We start from the raw sequence: 23,255 nt of genomic DNA, 5'->3' as shown, positions 1-23,255 counted from the left end.
GCAGCATCACGCCATTTCGATGCGATTGCGCCCGCGATCTTTCGCCTCGTAAAGCGCGTGATCGGCGGCGCTGAATGCCTCGCGATAACCGTTATCGCCCGATCCATTGCGCCAGACATGCGTCGCGCCCAGGCTCAAGGTCACGACGCCCAGCGGCGAGCCACGGTGCTCGATGGCAAGCCGCTCGACACCCGCGCGAACGCGCTCCAGCGCAAGACCCATTTCGGCGCGCTCGATGCCCGTGAAAAACAGTGCGAATTCTTCGCCGCCCACGCGGCCCGCGATCATATTGTGTTCGTCGGCGGCATCGCGCAGCACCTGGGCCACCGCGCGCAGACACACATCGCCGGCCGGATGGCCGTAGTTGTCGTTGTACTGCTTGAACCAGTCGATATCGACCATCACCGATCCCACGCCCTCGCCGTCGCGCGCGCCCTGCCAGCGCCGGTGGACGCTTTCGAAGGTGCTGCGGCGGTTGAACAGTTGCGTCAGAGGATCGACTGCGGACGCCATGCGCAGACGCAGATCGTTCTCGATCATCTCGCCGAGATGACGCAGCACGCCGCGCGCGTTGTCGTCCATGCGGCGCGGCTGCGGGTCCATTGCACACAGCGCGCCGATCGGCTCGCCATCGGGCAGACGGATCGGCACAGCGGCGAAAAAGCGCACATGCGGCGGATATTGCACGAGCGCGCAGCGCTGCACGTCATCGCGTTCGAGCGTGTCTTCGACCACAAAGACACTGCCCGTGCGCAACGCGTGTTCGCTCAACGAGCTTTCGCGCGGCGTGTTCGTCACCAGCGCGCCCAGATCGCCGCAAAAGTGCTGATGCGAAGCGTCGAGCAGCGTGACCGCCGTATAGGCCGCGCCCGTGACGAACTTGAGGATGCCGGTGGCGTGGCCGAAGCATTCGCGCATGACCTGATCGTCATGCAGAAGCCATTCGACGACCGACGGTTCCGCATGGGTCGGATGGAAGCCGGTCAGGGCAAGCTGCGGGCGCGAGGCCGGACGATCGGAGCCGAGGAGCGAGGACACGAGAGCTTCAATTGAGTGCGATGCCCTCTTAACGGCAGCAGGCGGGCAAAGTTTAACGAAATCGGGACCCGATTGTTTTCGCCCATTTGTACTATGAATGCAGGTCGCCTTACACCGTCTTTTTTCTGAAAGCGTTTTATCGCACGGCAATTAATTAGCAATCCAGATCGATCGATACGATCGAAGCCCCCATTCAAACTACCGTGGCGGACATCAAATCGGCGGTCTTTCGGGCGGCAGAGACGCCAGCGCGGCGCGTGCGATTGCGTGGTTTTGGTTCATCGGCGGGTCTCCTGGCCATCGCCCCGATGGCGATCGCCTTGCGATTTCGATTGTGCCCTCAATCCTAACCGTTAAAATCCCGGTCTTTCATTCCAACCGGCCTTTCCCGATGCAACCCGCTTCGCCCCCGCAGTCCGCCACACCCAACTCTCACCCTACTCACCCCAGTCACACCCACGACGACGCACCCGCCCGCGACCTCGTCTACGGTCCCGACGACCGCCCCGCGCCCGCCATCGCCTTTGTGGCCGCGCTCCAGCATCTGCTGGCCATTCTCGTGCCGATCGTCACGCCCGGCCTGCTGATCTGCCAGTCGCTGGGCGTGTCCAGCCGCGACACCACGCTGATCGTGTCGATGTCGCTGGTGATTTCGGGCATCGCAACTTTCCTGCAGTGCCGCCGCTTCGGTCCGCTGGGTGCGGGCCTGCTGATCGTGCAGGGCACCAGCTTCAACTTCGTCGGCCCGCTGATCGCCGGCGGCAGCCTGATGGTCAAGCAGGGCACGCCGGTCGAAACGGTGATGGCCGCGATCTTCGGCGTGGTGATCGCCGGTTCGTTCGTCGAAATGGCCGTTTCGCGCATCCTGCCCTTCGTCAAGCGCCTGATCACGCCGCTCGTCACCGGCATCGTGGTACTGCTGATCGGCCTCACGCTGATCAAGGTGGGCCTCATCAGCATGGGCGGCGGCTATGGCGCGATCGCCAAGGGCAACTTCGCGAGCGTCGAGAACCTCACGCTGTCGGGCGTCGTGCTCGGCACCATCATCGTGCTCAATCGCGTGCCCATCGTCTGGGTGCGTAGCACAGCGCTGGTGATCGCGCTGGTGGTCGGCTATATCGTGGCCGGCGTGCTCGGCCGCCTCGACTTCACGGGCGCGCGCGAAGCCGCGCTGTTCCAGATCCCGACGCCGCTGCACTTCGGCATCGGCTTCTCGTGGTCGCTGTTCGTGCCGATGCTGATCATCTACCTCGTCACCTCGCTCGAAGCGATCGGCGACGTCACGGCCACCAGCAAGATCTCGCGCCAGCCCGTGGAAGGCCCGCTGTGGATGCAGCGGATCAAGGGCGGCGTGCTCGTCAACGGCGCGAATTCGCTGCTGGCCGGCGTGTTCAACACCTTCCCGAGCTCCGTGTTCGCGCAGAACAACGGCGTGATCCAGTTGACCGGCATCGCCAGCCGTCACGTCGGTGTGTGGATTGCGGGCATGCTCGTCGTGCTGGGCCTGTTCCCGCCCGTCGCGGGCGTGCTGCAGGCCGTGCCGGAGCCCGTGCTGGGCGGCGCGGCAATGGTGATGTTCGGCGCCGTGGCCGCTTCGGGGATCAATATTCTCGCGGGCATCCAGCTCGATCGCCGCGCGCTGCTGATCATCGCGGTGTCCCTGGCGCTGGGTCTGGGCGTCTCGCAGGTGCCCGAGATTCTGACCAGCCTGCCGCACGCGCTGAAGAACGTGCTGGAATCGGGCGTGGCCACCGGCGGCCTCTGCGCGCTGCTGATGAACTGGTTCCTGCCGGAAAAGCGCTAAGCGGCTTTCGGTATCACTTCAAGTGAAAACGCGGCCCGAGGGCCGCGTTTTTCATTGGGTTCGTCGCGTGATGTCGTGATGCCCCGCCCTACACCGCGCGAGCCCGCAAGCCACGCGCCGATGTCTTGCGCGTGCCCGCCACCACGCGGTCGCGGCCGGCTTCCTTCGCGCGATACAGGTTTTCATCGGCGCCTTGCAGCGGATCGGCGGATTTCGCTTTGCCGGCATCGCAGGTGAACACGCCGAGCGAAATCGTCACGCGCCCTGCCGGGCTTTTCGCAGGAATGTCGAGCTTGCGCACGGCGCTGCGCATCGCTTCGGCGATCGAGACGGCTGTGGCCGTTGCGCAGCCCGGCAGCAAGACGACGAATTCCTCGCCGCCATAACGGCTCACGGCGTCGCCCTGACGCCGCAGACAACCCGTCAGCGCGCTCGCCACGAGGCGCAGACAATCGTCGCCCGCCGCGTGGCCGTAGGCGTCGTTGAACAGCTTGAAGTGATCGACATCCACCATCAGCACCGATAACGGCCGCTCCTGATGCCGCGCCACGAGGCGTTCGCGCGTGTAGGCCGCGTCGAACCAGCCGCGGTTGTAGAGACCGGTGAGCGCATCGCGATTGGCTTTCTCTTCCAGATCTTCGTTGATGCGCGCCAGCCGCGAATAGAGCATCGAGATTTCGACCAGCAGCGCCGCCAGCAACGCCGACGACGCAATCACCGACGCCACGCGCGCCCCATACCAGCCCAGCGTAAAGCGCGCCGATCCCGCCAGCGTGAGCGTCACATCGGCGAGAAAAGCGAGTAGCGCGATCGACAGCCAGAGATCGAGCACCGAGCGCATCCGGCCGCTGATGGCCAGTTGCGCGGCCAGCGCCGTCACGCAGGCGACCACCACGTAGAGCGCGAAATAGCTGTGGCGCAGCAGGCTGTAGGAGCCGTCCTTGATCAGCATGGGCAGCCAGTCGCTGAAGCGCACGGCCATCACGCAACCGGCCACACTGCCCGCGAGGGCCACCAGCAACAACAGACGCGCATGCTTGAGGCGAAACAGGAAACGTTGCGGGGCAAGGTGTTGCGCGGCGAAACCCAGCAGCACGATCGTGGGGAAACCGCCGTGCCAGAGCACCCAGATCCACACGGCCGTCTGCTTGCTCGCGCCGAGCAGACCGGTGGGCGCGAATACGCCCGGGAAAATCAGCAACTGCACCGCGCATGTCAGGCTGCTGAAAGCATAAGCGGCGGCGAGCGCGGCATCGATCGGCGACTTGCCCATGCGAAAACGCACCCACATGAGCAGCGAGGTAATCGCCTCGGTGACGACGACGGCCGTGCAGAAGATCGGCACGAACGGCGCGCACGCGGGCAGCGGCTGGCTCGCGTAGGGATAGATCGCCGCCACCAGCAAGCCGATACCCAACGCGCTGCTCAACGCGATCCAGCGATGCAGACGAGTCGGGCGTCGTGAGGTGATCAGCTTGTTCATGCGGGTGTCGGGCGGAATCAGGCGAAAGCGGGGAAAAACGGGAAAAAGCGGGCAGCGTTAAACAGCTCTATATCGGCGCGCGTGGCCTCGCGCTTTAGCGCCGCATCCGCTTGCCGCTACGTTTTGGCGTAGGGGCTTTCCCGGCTCGTCTGAATCACGCCTTTGCCTCGCCTTCAAGCGCTCAGCCGCCCGGCTTGAGCACCACGCGAAAGCGCGCCTTGCCGCTCATCATGCGGTCGTAGGCTTCGGCGGCGCGCGCGAGCGGATATTCCTCGATCATCGGCTTCACGCCGGAAATCGCGCTGAAAGCCAGCGTTTCCTGCGAATCCGCCGCCGTGCCCGAGGGCCAGCCCTGCACCGACTGACGCCCCATGATGAACTGCGTCACCGGCACTTCGACGGGCTCCTGCGCCACGCCCACCATGATCAGCTTGCCGTTCACGCCGAGGCCCGCAATCGCCGCGCTCATTGCCTGGCCGTTGGTGACGGTCGCCAGAATCACGCGCGCGCCGCCCAGCGCCTGCAGGCTTTCGCCGACGTTCTGCGCGGAACTGTCGATGTAGTGATGCGCGCCCAGTTCCTTCGCGAGCGGCGCCTTGTCCTGGCCGCGCGCGATGGCCACCGTCACATAGCCCATCTTGCGCGCGAACTGCACGCCCAGATGCCCCAGCCCGCCGATGCCGAGAATCGCCACCACATCGCCCGCCCGCGCGCCGCTATGGCGCAGCGCGTTGAAGGTGGTGATGCCCGCGCAAAGCAGCGGCGCGGCGTCGACATCGGAGAGATCGTCGGGCATGCGCGCGAGCGCTTCCTGCGGCGCGACCATATATTCCGCGTAGCCGCCGTCGTAGCTGATGCCGGGCACGAGTGCGCTCTGGCACAGTACGAAGTCGCCGTGACGGCAACGATCGCAGTGGCCGCAATGGCCGCCGTGCCAGCCCACGCCGACGCGCTGGCCGACACTCCAGCCTTCGACGTCCGCGCCGGTGCGCTCGATCACCCCCGCGATCTCGTGACCGGGCACGCGCGGAAACTGCAGGCCGGGCCACTGGCCTTCCTTGGTCAGCGAATCGCTGTGACAGATACCGCACGCCTGCACCTTGATCAGCACATGGCCGGCGCCCGGTTCCGGGATCTCACGCTCGACGACTTCGAGTGGTCCGCCTGCTTTCGCTACCTGCACTGCCTGCATCGTTGGCATCGTCTGCTCCTTGAAGGGGGAAGCGCGCGGCGTGACGCGACGCCGCCTGAAAGTGACGCGCTAGCAGGGTAACGCAGTGAGGGAAAACGTTGCGCGAGGGTGCGGCGGGGCTGCGGCTTTGCGGCGGCTGACGGGCCGCGCGCGCTATTGCGCTTCCCGCTGCTTGGGCGGCAGCGGTCGATCGAGCCCCGGTTCGACCGGCGTCGGCACCGCATCGCCGATCGGAACCGACAACTCCTCGGGCACCGGGACGCTATCGTCCGTGTCCGGCTGTGCCTGCGGCGGCTGCGGCGCGGGATCGGGATCGATCTGCGGCTGCTTGGGCGGCAATGGCTGGTCGAGCCCCGGTTCGGTGGGCGCTGGCACGGCGTCGCCGAATGGCCGCGACTGCTCCGAAGGCAGGATCGGCGGCTCGTCGTCGGGGGTGGGGAATTTGCTGGGGATGTCAGTGATTTCGCTCATCGCAGTGGCCTCCTGATGTCGATGGACTGGCGCTAACTCACAGCGACGACACACTGCAGCACGCGACGTGCCGCGTCTCAGGAGCGACATCGGGGACGTAATCAAATTGTCAATGCGGTTGATTATCATTTTCGCTTTTTGATCGGCGTGGAGCGGATGGAAGCAGTCGATACTGGCGCGCCGCCCAGCGGACACGTCGCGATAACAGAACCTCAACCGGCGGATCGCTACGACGCGCTCTCGCGTCTACTGCACTGGATTTTCGCCGCGGCGATTCTTTACGCGACCGTCGCAGGCTATTCGCTCGCACAGTTGCCCGAAGGCGCGCTGCGCGATGACCTTTCGCGCCTGAATATGTCGATCGCCACCGTGCTGATCGTGCTGTTTCCGCTGCGCGTGTGGTGGGCGTCGGTGCGAGCCAGGCCGCGCGATCTGCCCGGGCTTTCCGCTGCGCAACGCGCGCTCGCGCATGGCGCGCATCGGCTGCTTTATGTAGCGATCTTTGCCGTGCTCGCGAGCGGCTATCTGATGGTGCCGCACGGTTATGCGTTTTTCGGCCTGATCGAGATTCCGACGCCGTTCGAGCAAGGCGCACTCACCGCACGGCTGTTCGCGATTCATCGTGCGAGTTGCGCCGTGCTGGCCGGCCTCGTCGTGCTGCATCTGCTCGCGGTTGCCAAGCATCGATGGATCGCGCGCAACGGCGTGCTCAAGCGGATGCTTTAAACGCTGCGGCTCACGCCCGATACCCCAAACCCCGGTCGCACAGGCGCGCGATAGCCGCCTCATCGAAGCCCCAATCGAGCAGCGCCGCCCGTCCCTGCTCGCCGCGCGCGGGCGCCGGATGAACGACGCCTTGCCGCTCCACGAAGCTGCCGCGCGCCACGTGATGCGGATGCGTCGGCGCTTCGGAAAAGCTCAGCACGGGCGCGACGCACGCATCACTGCCGTCGAATATCGCGCTCCATTCGTCGCGCGTGCGGGTGAGAAACGCCGCCGCAAAACGCTCGCGCAATAGCGGCCAGCCGCTGCGATCGTGCTGCTGCGGCAAACCGGCATCGGCAAGACCGAGCTTGTCGAGCAACTGCGCGTAAAAGCGCGCTTCCACCGCGCCCACCGCCATATAGCCGCCGTCGCGGGTGCGATAGCTGTCGTACCAGGGCGTGCCGCCATCGAGCAGATTGCTTTCGCGCTGTTCGCGCCAGTGGCCCGCTGCCAGCGCGCCCCAGACCACCGATCCCAGTTGCGCGGCGCCTTCGATCATCGCGGCATCGACGACCTGGCCCGCGCCGCCGCGCTGCGCATTCACCAGCGCCGCCACCACGCCGAGCGCCAGCAGCATCCCGCCGCCGCAATAATCGCCGACGAGATTCAGCGGCGGCACCGGCGCCTCGCCCGCGCGTCCGATCCCAGAAAGCACGCCCGACAGCGCGATGTAATTCAGGTCGTGCCCGGCGCGCGGCGCGAGCGGCCCCGACTGGCCCCAACCCGTCATGCGTCCGTAGACCAGCCGCGGATTGCGCGCCAGCGCCGCCTGCGGCCCAAGTCCGAGACGCTCCATCGTGCGGGGCCGGAAGCCTTCGATCAGCACATCGGCGTGGGCATCAGATCGAGCGCGGCGTCGGCCGCTTCGGGCTGCTTCAGGTCGAGCGTGATCGAGCAGCGACCGCGCCCGATGATGTCGATGCGCTCGCCCGCGCGCTTCGGGCCGAGATCGTCGGGTTCGGCGGGACGGTCGATGCGCAGCACGTCCGCGCCCATATCGGCCAGCAGCATCGCGCCGAACGGGCCCGGGCCGATTGCTTCGAATTCCAGTACGCGGATGCCGCTTAGTACGCCCATATGTGTGCCCCTCAAGAGTGCTTGCCTGAGCGGACTGTAACGAACGGCACACCGGCCGCACCCACCCATGATCGGTAGGGTATTGACCTGAATGCTGCAGGAATTCGACCGGGAAGAAGCCGTGGAAAGTGCGTTTCGATGCGGCGAGCCGAAGGTGGCAACCTGTTAGGGTTGCGTAAAAACTTGGCTGTTAGTTGCAATACAACCGATAAAAAAGAGCGCCGTATGCGGCCATGACGCCGCCATTCAAGGCGACATCGTAGCCAACGACGCTAAAGCATTACTGCGCCGCGCGCAGCTTGCCGACCTGCTGCGCGGTCACGGTGCCCGCTTTCGCGCCGAAGTGATTCAGCACGAAATTGGCGACGGCCGCGACATCGGAATCGGTATAAGCGCCGCCGAAACCCGGCATCTGCTGCAAGCGCCCATTGACGGTCAGCGACGTGCCGTTGAGCAGCACCTGAACGAGCGCCGCCCCCGACGGATCGTTCACCGCATGGCTGCCGACCAGCGAGGCGTAGTCGCTCTGACGGCCCGCGCCGTTCCACTGGTGACAGCCCGCGCAATCGCCCGCGAACAGACGCTGGCCGCGTTCGAGCGCGGGCGTCGTGGCGGACGCGCCCGGCAGCACCGCGTTCGACGCGCGCGCGGCGGACGGATCGAGCGCAATCGTCGCTTGGCCGGTCTGGCCGCCCGTCGCTGGCGCGACACTGCGCAGATACGTGACCAGCGCCGAGATATCGCCGGGCGTCAGATATTGCAGGCTGTGCTCGACCACATCGGCCATCGGACCCGCCGCCGAACTGCGCCCCGGCGCATGGCCGCGCGACAGATACTGCGCGACCTGCTGATCGCTCCACGCGCCGATGCCGTAGCTCTGGTCCGAGGTCGTGTTGTAGGCCTTCCAGCCTTCGATTTCCGCGCCCGACAGATAATCGCGCGACTTCATCGCGAAGCCCGCGTTACGCGGCGTATGGCATTCGCCGCAATGGCCGAGCGCCGTGGCCAGGTACGCGCCGCGATTCCACTCGACGCTCTTCGCCGGATCGGTCACGAAACGCTGCTCGCGGAAAAACAGCACGTTCCAGGCGGCCATGCCCCAGCGCTGGTTATACGGAAACGACAGATCGTTCGCAGGCGGCGCCTGATGCACGGCCGGCAGCCTCAGCAGATACTGCTTGATCGCCAGCACGTCGTCGCGGCTGAGCTGCGTGTACGAGGTATAGGGCATCGCCGGATAGAGATTGCCGTGCGAGCCCACGCCCGCGCGCACGGCTTTCACGAAGGCGTCGTCGTTCCAGTTGCCGATGCCCGTGTCCTTGTCGGGCGTGAGATTGGTGGCGTAAATGGTGCCGAACGGCAGCTTGAAGGCGCGCCCGCCCGCGTAAGGCGTGCCGCCTTGTGCGGTATGACAGGCCACGCAATCGGCGGCTTTGGCGAGGTATTCTCCGCGCGCGACGCTGGAGGCCAGATCGGCGGGCGTGCCCGCGACAGGCGCTTGCGGTTCGGCGCCCGCGGGCAACAGCCAAGCGCGGCCGCACAGGACGACGGCGGCCACGGCAGCCGCCAGCGCTGTATAGCCGATGATTCTGCGAATGTTCACGATGATTGGAATGTTGTTCGTTTCGACAGGAGGCGCTCAGAAGGCTCAGAGCGCTCAAAACGCATTACGCCGGACGCAGCGAATCGCCCAGCGGCAGCGAGCGAATGCTCACGCCCGTGGCGGCGGTAAGCGCATTGGCCACCGCCGGCGCCGCGGGCGGCACGCCAGGTTCGCCGATGCCCGTGGGCGCTTCTTTCGACGGCACGATATGCACCTCGACCACCGGCATGCCGCTCATGCGCAGCACCGGGTAATCGTTGAAATTGCCCTGCCTGACGTGGCCTTTATCGAACGTGATCGCCGTGCGCAGGAACGTGAGACCGAAGCCGATCCCGCCTTCCACCTGGGTCGTGACGATGTCCGGGTTCACCACCATCCCGCAATCGACCGCGCACACCACGCGATCCACCGTGAACGATCCGTCGGGCTGCACGGTCACCTCGGCCACCTGCGCCACGTAGGTGCCGAACGCAAGCTGCAACGCGATGCCGCGCCCGCGCTTCGTGCCCTGCGGTCCTGGCTTGAGCGGCGTGGACCAGCCCGCCTTCTGCGCCACGAGTTCGAGCACGCCGCGATGACGCGGCTGGCTCGCGAGCAACGCGTGACGGAACGCATACGGGTCCTTGCCCGCCGCACGCGCGGCCTGATCCATCATGGTTTCGCCGACAAAAGCCGAATGCGTGTGACCGACCGAGCGCATCCATTGCGTCTGCACGGGCAGCTTCGGCTTGTGCTGCGCGACGCGGAAATTCGGAATCGCATACGGCATGTCCGCCGCGCCTTCGACCAGCACCGGATCGATCGAATCGGGCTTCGGCAACTGCATGAAGCTCTGGCCCACGACATCGTGATTCCACGAAACCAGCTGGCCCGCCTTATCGACGGCCACGCACACCTTGTGCACCGTCAGCGGACGGTAATAGCCCGCGCGCATGTCGTCCTCGCGCATCCACACGAGTTTGATGGGCGCATCCACGCCCTGCGCGTGCGCCGCTTTCACCACGCGCGCCGCTTCGCGCACGAAGTCCGAATGCGGATTCGCGCGGCGGCCGAAACTGCCGCCCGCATAGAGCTGATGAATCGTCACCTGCGCGGGCGTGATGCCGAGTTCCTTCGCCGCCATCGCCTGATCGGCCGTGTGCCATTGCTCGCCGTTCCAGATCTCGCATTGATCGCCTTTGAGGCTGATCAGGCAGTTCATCGGCTCCATCGGCGCATGCGCGAGATACGGCTGCTCGTAGACCGCCTCGATATAGTGGCCGCCCTCGGGCGCGCTCGTGAGCACCTTGCCGCGCTGCTCCGCCACGTTGCCCGCCTGATCGGCGAGCGTGCGGAACTGGCTGAAGATATCGGTCGAACTGAGCGCGAACGCGTGGCTGTCGTCCCACGTGATGTTGAGCGCGTCGCGGCCCTGGCGTGCGATCCACGTGTTGTGCGCGAGCACGGCCACGCCGCCCTGCACTTCGTCGTCGCCGGGAATCTGCACGACCGCCACCACGCCGCGAATCGCCTTCGCCTTGCTCGCGTCGATGTGGCGCACCTTGCCGCCCAGCCGCGGCGGATGCGCGATCACCGCCACCAGCATGCCGGGCACCTTGATGTCCTGCGTGTAGATGGCCGAGCCGTTCACCTTCGCGGGAATATCCACGCGCTTCGAATCGCGTTTGCCGATCAGTTTGAAATCGGCGGGCTGCTTGACGACGATCTTCGCGGGCAAAGGTTCGCGCGCGGCGGCGGCCACGAACTGGCCATAGCTCGCACGGCGATTCGACGCCGCGTGGACGATCACGCCGTCTTCCACTTTCAGCGTGGCCGGGTCCACCTTCCATTGCTTCGCGGCCGCGCCGACCAGCATCATGCGGGCGGCGGCGGCGGCTTCGCGCATCTGCTTCCACGCGCCGGCCATCGCCGTGCTGCCGCCGGTGGCCTGCAGCGTCCAGCCAAACGAAGCGAACATCGGGTTCGCGTATTTCTTGACGTCGGCGGGCGCGGCTTCGACGGTAATGCGGTCGAGCGGCACGTCGAGTTCGTCGGCGGCCAGCGTCGCGAGACCCGTGAAGGTGCCCTGACCCATCTCCAGATATTCGGCGATAACCGTGACCGAGCCATCCGCATTCACGCGGATAAACGCATTCGGTTCGAACGTGAACGCAGCGCTGGATTTCCCAGCAGGATCGAGCGAAGCCGCGACGGCCAGGCCGCCGCGAAATCCCACCGCCAGCGTGAGCGCCGACATGCCCGCGAGAAACTGGCGGCGCGACAGCGAGGCACCCGCCGCTGCGCCTTCGTTGAGTTTCGGATCACGCATGTTTGAGCGCCTCCGCAGCTTCGTGGATCGCGGCGCGAATCCGCTGATAGGTCGCACAGCGGCAGATGTTGCCGCTCATGGCGTCGTCGATATCGGCGTCGGTGGGATTGGGTTGGGTGGTGAGCAGCGCCACCGCCGACATCACCTGCCCCGATTGACAGTAGCCGCACTGTGGCGCCTGCTTTTCGATCCACGCGGCCTGCACGGCTGCGCCCACCTTCTGCTCTTGCACGGCTTCGATCGTCGTGACCTTGCGGCCTTCGATCGCGCCGATGGGCGTCACGCAGGCGCGCGCGGGCTGGCCGTCCAGATGCACGGTGCAGGCGCCGCACAGCGCCATGCCGCAACCGAACTTGGTGCCGGTCATGCCGAGTTCGTCGCGCAGATACCAGAGCAGCGGCATCTCGGGATCGCCATCGAATTGATGTGGCTGACCATTAATCACTATCTGAACCATGATCTCGGACCTTCCTTGTAAGGTGGCCGTATCCGGCGCGTTCGCGCGGATCGGCGGATGTGGCGGGAATGGGTTGGCGCTGGGGAAAACCGGGGCGAGCCGCAATAGCACGCTCGCCCGCGCACGACCTTCCGAGTCTAGTCGCGAGGGGTCGAATCGGCCATGCCGAAAAATCCGGTTTTCCTGCCTTAAAATCTGGAATGAATGATTTATGGCTCGCTCGCGGATCACTCATGGGCGAATTTATGGCGGAATGCCGAGCCCATTGCGATGCATTCACGCACTCGATGAATGCGCATCGCGCGCAAGAATCTGCTGACCTGTCTGCATGTTTTCTCCCCTCATGCAAATTGCGCATGACGCTATGTGTATTCAGCATTGGACGCTGGCTTTGCGTCGCCCGAGTATCCGCGTTCGGCATTCAAGCCAGCCTTGTCACCGCTATCCGCAGGTGACCACGCATCGCGCATAACCCGCACGCAAGCCTCGCAAAAGGCGGCGCGAATGCCTGAAACGACGACGGGAATCGCTGCGCAACCCGCCGCGATCTCCCTCGATCTGGACATGAGGAGACGACGTGAGCAGTTCTGTAAAACGACATATTGGCCCGTTTGCACTGATGTTTACCGGCCTTGGATCGATCATCGGTTCCGGCTGGCTGTTCGGTGCCTGGAAAGCCGCCAAGATCGCCGGTCCCGCTGCGGTCTGCGCGTGGATCATCGGCGCGGTGGTGATACTGGCCATTGCACTCACTTACGCCGAACTCGGCGCGATGTTCCCGGAATCGGGCGGCATGGTGCGTTACGCGCGCTATTCGCACGGCGCGCTGGTGGGTTTTATCAGCGCATGGGCGAACTGGATCGCCATTGTTTCGGTAATTCCCATCGAAGCCGAAGCGTCCATTCAATACATGAGCACCTGGCCTTATCCATGGGCGCATGCGTTATTCGTGAATGGCGAACTCACGCATTCAGGCTTGCTGCTTTCGGCCCTGCTCGTGATTGTCTATTTCATGCTCAATTACTGGGGCGTAAAGGTTTTTTCGCGCGCCAATAGCGCCATTACGATCTTCAAGTTCATCATTCCGGGTCTGACGATCGCCGGTCTTATGGCGACGGGTTTCCACCACGAAAACTTCAGCGAAGCCAGCACGTTTGCGCCGTATGGCTGGTCGGCCGTGTTCACGGCAGTCGCGACCAGCGGCATTGTGTTCGCATTCAATGGCTTCCAGAGCCCGATCAATCTCGCGGGCGAAGCGCGCAATCCTTCAAAGAGCGTGCCGTTTGCGGTGATCGGCTCGATTGTTTGCGCACTGGTGATTTACGTACTGTTGCAGGTGGCGTATATCGGCGCGGTCGACCCGTCTGATGTGATGAAAGGCTGGAATACCTTCAATTTCAAGTCGCCGTTCGCGGAACTCGCGATTGCGCTGAACCTGAATTGGCTCGCGATCCTGCTGTATGTGGATGCATTCGTGAGCCCGAGCGGCACCGGCACGACCTATATGGCGACCACCTCGCGCATGATCTACGCAATGGAGCGCAACAACACCATGCCGGCGATGTTCGGCAATGTGCATCCGTTCTATGGCGTGCCGCGTCAGGCCATGTGGTTCAACCTGGCCGTGTCGTTCATCTTCATGTTCTTCTTCCGTGGCTGGAGTTCGCTCGCGGCCGTGATTTCGGTGGCGACCGTGATCTCGTATCTCACCGGCCCGATCAGCCTGATGGCGCTCAAGCGCACCGCCACCGACATCGAACGCCCGCTGACCGTGCCGCTCATGAAAGTGATCGCGCCATTCGCCTTCGTCTGCGCATCGATGATCCTGTACTGGGCCAAATGGCCGCTGACCGGCGAAATCATTCTGCTGATGGTTGTTGCACTGCCCGTGTACTTCTACTTTCAGGGCAAGGAAGGCTGGGCCGGCTGGGGCCGCGACCTGAAGGCCGCATGGTGGCTGTGCGCCTATTTGCCGGTGATGGCCGTGCTCTCACTGATCGGCAGCAAGGAGTTCGGCGGTCACGATGTGATTCCCTATGGCTGGGACATGCTGGTGGTCGCGATCATCTCGCTGGGCTTTTATTACTGGGGCGTCAGCTCGGGCTATCGCACGCCGTATCTCGACGAACGCGAGCGCCACGCCGAATACGAATCCCTGCCCACCGAAGCCAAGGTTTAACGCAGCAATAATGGTGTATTAATGCGGTATTAATGCCGTAACCCGGCGCTGGAGCCCGCACGGTCCAGCGCCGATTCATGAATCCCATCGATAAGTGCATGCAAGCGCAGCGCCTTATTCTTCGTCGGCGGCAATGCTAGAGTCACGGGTGGTATCGGCGTAGCAGTTAGACGCGTGCACAGGCACCGTCACGCCGCTGTCCACTGCCACACGCCCCGCATAAAGAAAGGATTCCGAATCATGCCGATGACCACGTTCAACGCCACGCAAGCGGTTTCGCCCGCGCTCGCCCGCTACACATCGGACACCTTGCTCGACGGCGTATGGAAACGCACGCCGCTTTCCCTGCGCGATCGCAGCATCGTGACCGTTGCGGCGCTCATCGCGCGTCATCACACCGCGGAACTGCCGTTCCAGGTTCGTCTCGCGCTCGATCACGGCGTCACACCTGCCGAGCTTTCGGAGATCGTCACGCATCTCGCGTTCTATGCGGGCTGGGGCACGGCAACGGCTGCCACGGCGATTGTCGGCGACGCGTTCCGCGAGCGCGATATCGGCGTGAATCAATTGCCGGGCGCTCATGTCGATCCGCTGCCGCTGAACGAAGCCGCCGAAGCACAACGCGCGCAAACCGTCGAACAGAATTTTGGCACGACCGCGCCAGGCGTAGTGCACTACACCACCGAAGCGCTTTTTCTCGATCTCTGGCTGCGCCCCGGCCTCGCGCCGCGTGACCGCAGTCTGGTCACGGTGAGCGCACTGGTTGCCAACGGGCAGTCCGCGCAGATTCCTTATCACCTCAATCGCGCGATGGATAACGGTCTCACGCAACCCGAAGCCGGCGAAGTCCTCACGCAACTCGCGTTCTATGCGGGCTGGCCGATGGCGTTTTCGGCGATGCCGGTTTTCAAGGACGTATTCGAGAAGCGCGCCGCCTGAAGTGGCGCGCGTGACGCGCTTATACCTGAACTTCCTGCAGGACAGGCAGCCGCTTTTCGAAGTGGTAACCGGGCGGCTGCACCTCGCCGAAGTCGTGCGCCGAAAGCAAGGTGTAGCCACTCGACGTATAGAGCCCGACCGCCTCGGGCTGACGCGGTCCGGTGCCCAGAAACACACGCGTATAACCCTGGCGTGCCGCCTGCGCTTCCAGTTCCACCAGCACACGGCGCGCGAGTCCCTGGCGGCGCTCGCGACGGCTCGCCCAGATGCGCTTGAATTCCGCCGTGCCTTCGTCGGGATGTGGCATGAATGCGCCGCCCGCCACCGCAACGCCATCGCGCAACAAAAGCACGAATGCGCCCCGCGGCTGCGTGAAATCCTCCTCCGGGTAACGCGTCATTTCGCGTTCGAGATCTTCGGCAGCGATGACATCCGCATAGCGGCTGCGATATTCATCGGCCAGTTCTGCCAGCAGAGGCCGCGCTCGCGGGTCTCGCACCTGAACATAGACAAACGCCTCGTGCGCCATCAATGCACCCGGGGAAAGCCGTGACGTTCGGCCAGCAGCGCGAGAATGCGCTTCGGGTCGGTCACGTAGCGCGTTTCGCCCAGCGTCAAGGCGTCGTCCGGCACCGGATGCTCGTTGCCTAACACGAGCGCGGGGAGCCCCTGGTGCGCTTCGTCGAGGACGTCGATCACGGCCGGACGCGGGCGGGCGAACGCCACGCGCTTTACGTCCAGTTGTGCGGCGCGCGCCGGATCGCTCGCGAGCAGACCTTCGATGGAAAGCCCATGTGGGCAGACGAAATGCTCACCGGGATGTTTCGGGTCGGTAAAGGCGGGTTCCAGCAACAACAGCAAATCCTGGCTCATGGTGATCGACTCCTCTTTAATCAGGATGACTATTAATATTTTATGGATTTAATTACGTTGCGATCTTCGCCTTGGTTCAATGCGTGCGTTCGCAACCAGTGAATTTCGCTTCATGTCAAAGAACCCTGGAGAGGAATTCGCGGGTGCGGGAATGCGACGGATTGCCGAGCACCTGAGCGGGCGGCCCCGCCTCCACCACGCGGCCGCCGTCCATGAACACGATGGTGTCCGCGACTTCGCGCGCAAAGCCAATTTCATGCGTCACGATCACCAGCGTGGTGCCCGAGCGCGCCAGTTGCCGGATCACGTCGAGCACTTCGCCGACAAGTTCCGGATCGAGCGCCGAAGTCGGTTCGTCGAATAGCAGCACCTTGGGTTTGAGCGCGAGCGCGCGCGCAATCGCTACGCGCTGCTGCTGACCGCCCGAAAGCTGGCGCGGCCAGGCATCGGCCTTGCCTGCGAGACCTACGCGTGCCAGCAATGCACGCGCTTCGGCTTGCGCCTGGGCGCGCGGCACGCCAGCGGCAAGCGGCGCTTCGGTGATGTTGTCGAGCACGCTCAGATGCGGAAACAGATTGAAGTTCTGGAACACCATGCCCACTTCCGCACGATGACGCAGAATGTCCTTCTCCTTCAATTCATAAAGCGTGCGCCCTTCGCGCCGATAACCCACAAGTTCACCGTCGATATCGATAAAGCCATCGTCGACACTCTCGAGGTGATTGATCGAACGCAGCAGCGTAGACTTGCCCGATCCGGATTGCCCGAGGATCACCGTGACGCTACCCGACGGCACCGTCAGCGATACGTTGTCGAGCACCTTGAGCGTACCGAAGCTCTTCGACACGTTATGGATTCCTACGCGACCACCGATGCGGCGTTGTGCCCAGCCGGAATCGGCGATGGGTTGTACATCGTCGCTTTGCTCAGTCTTGTTCGATGCCGTACCCGAAAACGATTTACGCAGCAATGCCAGCAGCGCGGAGCGCGGCGGCTGCGTGCGTGTCGCGCCGCGCGCGTAATGGCGCTCGATATGCACCTGGATCGCGGAGAGCACCGTGAGTATCAGCAGATACCAGATCGTCGCCACCATCAGCAGGGGAATGACTTCCAGATTGCGGTGATAAACAATCTGCACGGTATAGAACAGGTCCGGCATCGCGAGGATATACACCACCGACGTACCCTTCGCGAGCCCGATCACATCGTTGAACGCGGTAGGCAACACCGCGCGCATGGCCTGCGGCAGCACGATGCGCCAGGCCTGACGCGCGTGTGGCAAACCCAGCGCGGCGGCCGCTTCGCGCTGGCCCTGATCGACCGAGAGCATACCGCCGCGAAATGCCTCGGCGGCAAAGGCCGCATGATTGAGCGACAGTCCCACCACGGCCGCGAATAACGGGCTGATCAAATCGGTGGTCGGGCCGTCGTAGAACGTCAGATGCGTGAATGGCACGCCAATCCAGACGGTCTCGTAGAGATAGCCGAGATTGTTCAGGAGCAGCAACAGCACAATCGGCGGAATCGAGCGGAACAACCAGACGAAGGCCCACGCGCACGCAGCCAGCAAAGGCGAACGCGAAAGACGCGCCAGCGCGATCGGCACCGCTAGCGCAAAGCCAATCAGCGACCCCAGCAGCGTGAGCAGCAAGGTCCGCGACAGCCCTTCAAGAATGGGTTCTGCGAAGAACCATTGCGCGAAAACACTCCATTCCCAGCGCGGATTGCCCAGCACGGAATGCAGTACCAACGCTATCAGGACGACGGCGAGCACGGTGCCTGCCGTGCGTGCGCGATGGCGTGCGGGCACGACGCGAAAATGCGCGTAGTCGGAGGCCTCCAGCGCGGCATGGCCGCGCGCGGACGAAGGGACGGCGATGTGAGGGGTGTCGCTCATGGTTCGATGTTCCTGCTCGATTCTGCGGTCAATGCATCACTGGGCTTTCGCGAGTGCGTAGCGGCTCTCGCGTCGCGGCAGTCCCAGATGGTCGCGCAGCGTGTCGCCAGTCAGGCGACGGCTGTAACGCCCGCGCGCTTCGAGCACCGGAATCACGTGCTTGACGAAATCGTCGAGCCCTTCGGCCTGCACCGGGAAGCCGAGGATGAAGCCATCGGCCGCGCCGGCATCGAGCCAACGGATCAATTCGTCGGCGATCTGCTCGCCGGTGCCCAGAAACTGCGACTTTGGCGTAGCGACTTCGAGCGCCACTTCGCGCAGCGTCGCGCCGCTGCGGCGTGCATCGCTCTTGATGCGGTCCGTGGTCGAACGGAAACTGTTGGTGCCGAGTTCGCCCAGTTCAGGAAACGGCTCGTCGAGCGGATACTGCGAAAAATCGTGATGCTCGAAGAAGCGGCCGAGATACGCGAGCGCGTCTTCAATACTCAGCAGATCACGAATCGCCCGGTACTTTGCCTCGGCCTCCTCCTTTGTCTTGCCGACAATCGGCCCAATACCGGGGAAGATTTTTACGTCCGAGGCGGCACGCCCGTGCTCCACCGCGCTTTGACGCACACGCTCGGCAAATTCACGCGTTTCCTCCAGCGAAGGCGAATGCGTGAACACGGCATCGGCGTATTTGCCTGCGAGATCGATGCCCGAATCGGACGAACCCGCCTGGAAAATCACCGGCTGGCCTTGCGGCGAACGCTGGATATTGAGCGGCCCCGCCACTTCGAAGAACTTGCCCTTGTGATCGAGCGTATGCAGCTTGTCGCGCGCGAAGAAGCGGCCGCTTTCACGGTCGCGCAGGAAGGCGTCGTCGTCCCAGCTATCCCAGAGGCCTTGCACCACGTCGAGGTATTCATCGGCGATTTCGTAGCGCAATTCATGGTTCGGATGCTCGCCGCCATAGTTTTTCGCCGAGCCTTCCAGCGGCGATGTCACCACATTCCAGCCCGCGCGTCCGCCGCTGATCAGATCGAGCGAAGCGAACTGGCGCGCCACCGTAAACGGATGGCTATAAGAAGTGGAAAGCGTGCCGGCCAAGCCGATCTTTGTCGTGGCGGTGGCCAGTGCCGAGAGAATCGAAATTGGCTCGAATCGATTCAGGAAATGCGGAATCGATTTTTCGTTGATATACAGACCGTCCGCCACGAAGGCAAAGGCCACGCCGTTGGCCTCGGCTTTCTGGGCAATGCCGGTATAAAAATCGATGTTGACGCTTGCATCGGCCGGGCCGCCCGGATGCTTCCACGCATTCATATGGCCGCCCGCGCCATGCAGCATGATGCCGAAAGTCAGATTGCGTTTATTCGTGTCGGTCATTTCAGATTCCTTGAATAATAGTGATGCGACGATCAGGCGTGCGCGTGCGAGGTCAGCGGCGCGAGGCGCTCGACAGAATCGAGTCGCAACGCGTAATCCGCAACCGGCGTATCGATCACGAATTCTTCAATGCCGAAGCGCGTATGCAGCGCGTCCAGTTCGGCGCGCACGTCTTCCGCAGTACCCGCGATCACATGCGGATGCAGTTCGTCGAGGCGGTAATCAGACACGCCGGTCTGCCGTGCGAATTCCGCTGCCGCTTCGGGGCTCGGCAAGTTCACGCTTTGTCCCGTCGCGAGTTGCAGTTTGAATAGACGCAGCGCGCCAACCTGTGCACGCGCGGCTTCACGCGTCGCAGCCGCGAACGCATAAAGCGCGAGCAACGGCGCGCGGCCGGTGGCCCCGCGATAAGCGTCGATAGAGCGGGCGATATGGGCTTCATCGCCATTGAAATGCCCGGCGTAGCAAAAGGCCCAATCGTGCTTTGCGGCGAGACGCGCGCTTTCGGGACTGCCACCCAGCAGCACGCGCTGGGGTGCCTCGGGCGGAACCGGCAATGCCAATGCGCCCGCCAGCGCGTGATCTTCAGGCACGCCCCATTTGAGGAAAGCGTCCAGCTCCGCGAGTTGTCCTGCGAAGTCCGGCTTCTTCGCCTTGTCATGAAACCACTGCAGCGCGCGCGTGGTCAGCGGCAGCCCGCCGGGCGCCTTGCCCACTCCCAGATCGACGCGACCCGGCGCGAGCGACGCCAGCACGCGAAACGATTCCGCTACCTTGAACGGGCTGTAGTGTTGCAACATCACGCCGCCCGAACCTACGCGAATGCGCGAGGTATGCGCCAGCAGATGCGAGACGACGATTTCAGGCGCCGAACTTGCAAGCCCCGGCGCGCCATGATGCTCGGCGATCCAGAAACGCTGGTAGCCAAGCGCTTCCGCGCGTTGTGCGAGACGTATCGTGAAGCGCAACGCATCGTGTGCGCTTGCGCCTTCGGCGATCGGGCTTTTGTCGAGAATGGAAAGAGACCAGGCCATGTCACTCCTTCCCCATGCGTATTGCGCATGGGTCGAACGGTGTTAAGCGATTGCGCTTTAAGGTAAATAGCGGTCGCTCGAATACGCTCCAGTCATTATGTCGACGCAACGCACCGGAGCGTACGAGCGATTTCTGCTATGCATATGAGCGTGGGCGTAGACGCTTTAGAACTGATAACGCGCACGCAGGTAATAGAAGCCGCCGTTCACACCCACATTCGACGCATAGGTGTCGTACTGCACGCCTTCCAGTTGATTCACATAAGGAATCTTCGACGGATACACATCGAACAGATTGTTCGCGCCCACGGCAATCTGGAATTTCTTCGTGACGTCGTAGCGCACTTCCACATCGGTCACGTAACGCGCGGCATTCTCTACGTGCTGGAATTGCGTAGTGGAAAACGCATTCGGCCCGACGATATAAGTCATCTCGCTGGACGTCGAGCCATAGCGCGTTTCATGCAGACTCACTGCCCATTTGTCGCGATGCCAAGTGCCGCCAATAATGATCTTGTTTTTAGGCGTCGATGTCGTCAGCCAGCCGATCTGTTGCGCGTTGAGCGCCGCCGTGCCATTGGCATTCTTCGCCACACTGCGCACCGAAGTCGTATTCAGGTTCACGCCCAGATCCCAATCCACCTGACCGTAGCGGCCAAAGCCCGTGTGATATGTGCCGGTCAGATCGATACCGCGCGTGCGCGTGCTGGCGCCGTTGGTGAAATAGCTCGCAGATACCGCCGAAGCCGGAATCGAACTGGGCACCGAAAGCCCTGCCGCCTGCATGGCTGCGATGGCATCCGCGCCCGCTGCCGTACCGCCCAGAACAATGCGATTGCGGATATCGATCTGATACGCGTCGAGCGTGAGGTGCAGGTTATCGACCGGTTGCAGCACGAAGCCAACGTTATAGTTGGTCGATTCTTCCGGCTTGAGCGATTGCGCGCCGATCAGTTTCGCGGCCGCCGAATTCGCCGCCAGCAAACCTGAAGCTGATGCCGGCGATACGTTGATGTTGGTGTAATACTCCTCGGCCAGCGACGGCGCGCGGAATCCCGTACTCACGCTGCCGCGAATCGCAAAGCGCGGCGTAAAGTCGTAGCGTGTCGAGATCTTGCCGTTGGTGGTATCGCCCACATCGTTGTAGTGTTCGTAGCGACCGGAGAGATCGACTTGCCACTTCTGGGTGATCTTCGTCGCCAGATCGATATAGGTGCCGAATACGTTGCGCGAATTATCGCTTGCGCTAACCGGTGCAAGACCCGGCAACGCCTGCGCACCGCCGTCGAGATACGAATACAGATCGCCCGCGCCCACGGTATAGGTTTCGCGGCGCTCTTCCACACCAAATGAAACATGCAGCGGCCCCGCCAGCAGCGGCAACTGGAACGCGCGCGAGAAGTCCAGGTTATTGGTGAGTTGCGTGTTGCTCACCGTCCCCAGATGGAAACTGGTGGGCGTAAAACCTTGCGCGTCGTAGAGCCCGGTATTGGCGGAATCGACCATGCCCATGTTGTCGTGATCGCCGCCATAGGTCGTGCTCAAGTCCCACGACCAGCCGAACAGATTCTGGCCCTTCACGCCCGCCGTGATCGAATAGTCATTCTCGTTGACGGTTTCCTGCGGCGTAAATCCATTCGGATAAATCGACGGCAGCACTGATGGCGGCCGATAGTTCTGATACGCGCTGGCATTGCGGTGTGCATAGGTGCCGAAGCCATAGAGTTCGACATCGTCGCCCAGGTAATAGCCGGCGTTAAAGCCCACCGATTCGCGCGTGGCCGAAGGATCGCCCAGCATACGATTGTAATAACCCTGCCCCGCCGGGAAACTGCCGAAGTAGTCGTCAGGGCCCGTGCGCACCGTATGATTCTGGCGCGCGTATTCGGCGCTCAGATCGAGAAAGCCCTTATCGCCGAGATTGAAGCCGATATTCGCCGATTCGGCATTCTTCAGGCCATCGCCTGCATACGTCTGACCAGTGGTCGACGTCACTTCGCCGCCATGCGACGCGCGCTTCAGAATGATATTGATGACGCCGGCGATCGCATCCGATCCATACTGCGCCGCTGCGCCGTCGCGCAGGATTTCGATGTGATCGATCAGTGCAATCGGGATAGTGTCGACGTCCACGCCCGTCGCGCCCTGATTCAGGCCACCGTCCAGAGAAATATTCGCCGTAGTGTGGCGGCGTTTGCCGTTCACCAGCACGAGAACATGGTCGGGACTCAGGCCATGTAGCGAAAGCGTGTTGGTAAGCATCGCCGCGTCGCCAGCGTAGGTTTCGTGGCCGATCGAAGGCGAGAGTTGCACCAGCGCGTCGCGCAGATTGGTCTGGCCGGTCGAACGCAATTGCTGGCCGCTGATCACATCCACGGGCGTGAGACTTTTGCTCGCCTTCGTTTCTGTGCGGCTGCCGGTGACCACGACGGTGTCCTGTTGCACGGTGTTGCCGACAGCATTACCAACCGTGCTGCCAACTGATGCATCACTCGCCGCAGCGGGAGCCGCCGCCGTTTGCGCCCACACGGCCCCATTGCACGCCAGCGCGAAAACCGCCGCCAAAAGCACCTTCATACGCAGACGCGGCGCCTGGCGCTCGCCTGGTATTGTTCTCGCGAACCCAAAACCCGAAGCACGAATATTGTTTTTCGTTTTCATTCGAACAACTTATTAATTTAATGACTACTTTATTGTCACGCGCCGACTTCCCCTGCCTTCATTACGAAGCAGTTGTTTTCCGGGAACGTCGGCGCCCGTTCCCGGA

General features: G+C 63.3%; 17 protein-coding genes and 1 pseudogene. 4 read left to right on the top strand and 14 right to left on the bottom strand.

Translation table 11 applies throughout. The features are described 5' to 3' along the window. Positions 1–6: 6 nt before the first annotated feature. The gene (locus tag U5A67_RS24055) at positions 7–1,038 is read right to left on the bottom strand and encodes a sensor domain-containing diguanylate cyclase (protein ID WP_321816153.1); all 1,032 of its coding nucleotides are present in this window, start codon (positions 1,036–1,038) and stop codon (positions 7–9) included. A 391-nt stretch (positions 1,039–1,429) separates the two neighbouring features. Here U5A67_RS24055 and U5A67_RS24050 point away from each other — a divergent pair, with 391 nt between their 5' ends. Further along, positions 1,430–2,842: a uracil-xanthine permease family protein gene (locus tag U5A67_RS24050; RefSeq protein ID WP_321816152.1), complete on the top strand. Its 1,413-nt coding sequence runs from the start codon at positions 1,430–1,432 to the stop codon at positions 2,840–2,842. Positions 2,843–2,930: 88 nt separating this feature from the next. Here U5A67_RS24050 and U5A67_RS24045 read toward each other — a convergent pair whose 3' ends face one another. The 3 genes from U5A67_RS24045 to U5A67_RS24035 form a co-directional block, all read right to left on the bottom strand. Then, on the bottom strand, positions 2,931–4,325 hold the full coding sequence (locus U5A67_RS24045) for a sensor domain-containing diguanylate cyclase (protein ID WP_321816151.1): 1,395 nt from the start codon (positions 4,323–4,325) through the stop codon (positions 2,931–2,933). A gap of 181 nt (positions 4,326–4,506) precedes the next feature. After that, on the bottom strand, positions 4,507–5,526 hold the full coding sequence (locus U5A67_RS24040) for an alcohol dehydrogenase (RefSeq protein WP_205983674.1): 1,020 nt from the start codon (positions 5,524–5,526) through the stop codon (positions 4,507–4,509). A gap of 144 nt (positions 5,527–5,670) precedes the next feature. After that, positions 5,671–5,988 (bottom strand): hypothetical protein, encoded by a 318-nt coding sequence (locus U5A67_RS24035; RefSeq protein WP_321816150.1) that lies wholly within the window; start codon positions 5,986–5,988, stop codon positions 5,671–5,673. A 156-nt stretch (positions 5,989–6,144) separates the two neighbouring features. On the opposite strand from U5A67_RS24035, the gene U5A67_RS24030 reads away from it, so the two are divergent. Further along, positions 6,145–6,714 (top strand): cytochrome b, encoded by a 570-nt coding sequence (locus U5A67_RS24030; protein ID WP_321816149.1) that lies wholly within the window; start codon positions 6,145–6,147, stop codon positions 6,712–6,714. A 10-nt stretch (positions 6,715–6,724) separates the two neighbouring features. On the opposite strand, the pseudogene U5A67_RS24025 reads toward U5A67_RS24030, so the two are convergent. The 4 genes and pseudogenes from U5A67_RS24025 to U5A67_RS24010 all read right to left on the bottom strand — a co-directional run bounded on the left by U5A67_RS24025 (position 6,725) and on the right by U5A67_RS24010 (position 12,198). Beyond that, positions 6,725–7,830 (bottom strand): annotated as a pseudogene (locus U5A67_RS24025) (CaiB/BaiF CoA transferase family protein). Between the two features lie 280 nt (positions 7,831–8,110). Continuing rightward, positions 8,111–9,433 carry a cytochrome c gene (locus tag U5A67_RS24020; RefSeq protein WP_321816148.1) on the bottom strand — a complete coding sequence of 441 codons (1,323 nt, stop codon included), beginning with the start codon at positions 9,431–9,433 and terminating at the stop codon, positions 8,111–8,113. A gap of 64 nt (positions 9,434–9,497) precedes the next feature. Then, positions 9,498–11,741, bottom strand: a complete 2,244-nt coding sequence (locus U5A67_RS24015) for a xanthine dehydrogenase family protein molybdopterin-binding subunit (RefSeq protein WP_321816147.1) — start codon at positions 11,739–11,741, stop codon at positions 9,498–9,500. Beyond that, positions 11,734–12,198 carry a (2Fe-2S)-binding protein gene (locus U5A67_RS24010; protein ID WP_321816146.1) on the bottom strand — a complete coding sequence of 155 codons (465 nt, stop codon included), beginning with the start codon at positions 12,196–12,198 and terminating at the stop codon, positions 11,734–11,736. Before U5A67_RS24010 ends, U5A67_RS24015 begins: the two co-directional genes overlap by 8 nt. 577 nt (positions 12,199–12,775) lie before the next feature. Here U5A67_RS24010 and U5A67_RS24005 point away from each other — a divergent pair. Together U5A67_RS24005 and U5A67_RS24000 are read left to right on the top strand one after the other, a co-directional pair. Next, positions 12,776–14,377 (top strand): APC family permease, encoded by a 1,602-nt coding sequence (locus U5A67_RS24005; protein WP_321816145.1) that lies wholly within the window; start codon positions 12,776–12,778, stop codon positions 14,375–14,377. A gap of 240 nt (positions 14,378–14,617) precedes the next feature. Beyond that, on the top strand, positions 14,618–15,316 hold the full coding sequence (locus U5A67_RS24000) for a carboxymuconolactone decarboxylase family protein (RefSeq protein ID WP_321816144.1): 699 nt from the start codon (positions 14,618–14,620) through the stop codon (positions 15,314–15,316). Between the two features lie 19 nt (positions 15,317–15,335). Here the strand turns inward: U5A67_RS24000 and U5A67_RS23995 are convergent, their stop codons facing one another. The 6 genes from U5A67_RS23995 to U5A67_RS23970 all read right to left on the bottom strand — a co-directional run bounded on the left by U5A67_RS23995 (position 15,336) and on the right by U5A67_RS23970 (position 23,065). Further along, on the bottom strand, positions 15,336–15,845 hold the full coding sequence (locus U5A67_RS23995; RefSeq protein ID WP_321816143.1) for a GNAT family N-acetyltransferase: 510 nt from the start codon (positions 15,843–15,845) through the stop codon (positions 15,336–15,338). Next, positions 15,845–16,189: a DUF3088 domain-containing protein gene (locus U5A67_RS23990; protein ID WP_321816142.1), complete on the bottom strand. Its 345-nt coding sequence runs from the start codon at positions 16,187–16,189 to the stop codon at positions 15,845–15,847. The genes U5A67_RS23995 and U5A67_RS23990 overlap by 1 nt, the downstream gene beginning before the upstream one ends. Before the next feature lie 115 nt (positions 16,190–16,304). Then, on the bottom strand, positions 16,305–18,086 hold the full coding sequence (locus U5A67_RS23985) for an amino acid ABC transporter permease/ATP-binding protein (protein ID WP_321816141.1): 1,782 nt from the start codon (positions 18,084–18,086) through the stop codon (positions 16,305–16,307). Positions 18,087–18,122: 36 nt separating this feature from the next. Further along, a complete protein-coding gene (locus U5A67_RS23980) occupies positions 18,123–19,454 on the bottom strand; it encodes an LLM class flavin-dependent oxidoreductase (RefSeq protein WP_321816140.1) in 1,332 nt (443 codons plus the stop codon). Positions 19,455–19,486: 32 nt separating this feature from the next. Then, positions 19,487–20,488, bottom strand: a complete 1,002-nt coding sequence (locus U5A67_RS23975) for an LLM class flavin-dependent oxidoreductase (protein WP_321816139.1) — start codon at positions 20,486–20,488, stop codon at positions 19,487–19,489. Positions 20,489–20,653: 165 nt separating this feature from the next. Then, positions 20,654–23,065 (bottom strand): TonB-dependent receptor, encoded by a 2,412-nt coding sequence (locus tag U5A67_RS23970; RefSeq protein WP_321816138.1) that lies wholly within the window; start codon positions 23,063–23,065, stop codon positions 20,654–20,656. Positions 23,066–23,255 lie beyond the last annotated feature (190 nt).

This window comes from Paraburkholderia sp. J69-1 (genome assembly GCF_905220255.1).
Classification (GTDB): domain Bacteria; phylum Pseudomonadota; class Gammaproteobacteria; order Burkholderiales; family Burkholderiaceae; genus Paraburkholderia.
Note: the sequence above shows the minus strand (reverse complement) of the source record. Positions and strands in the feature narration are given on the sequence as shown.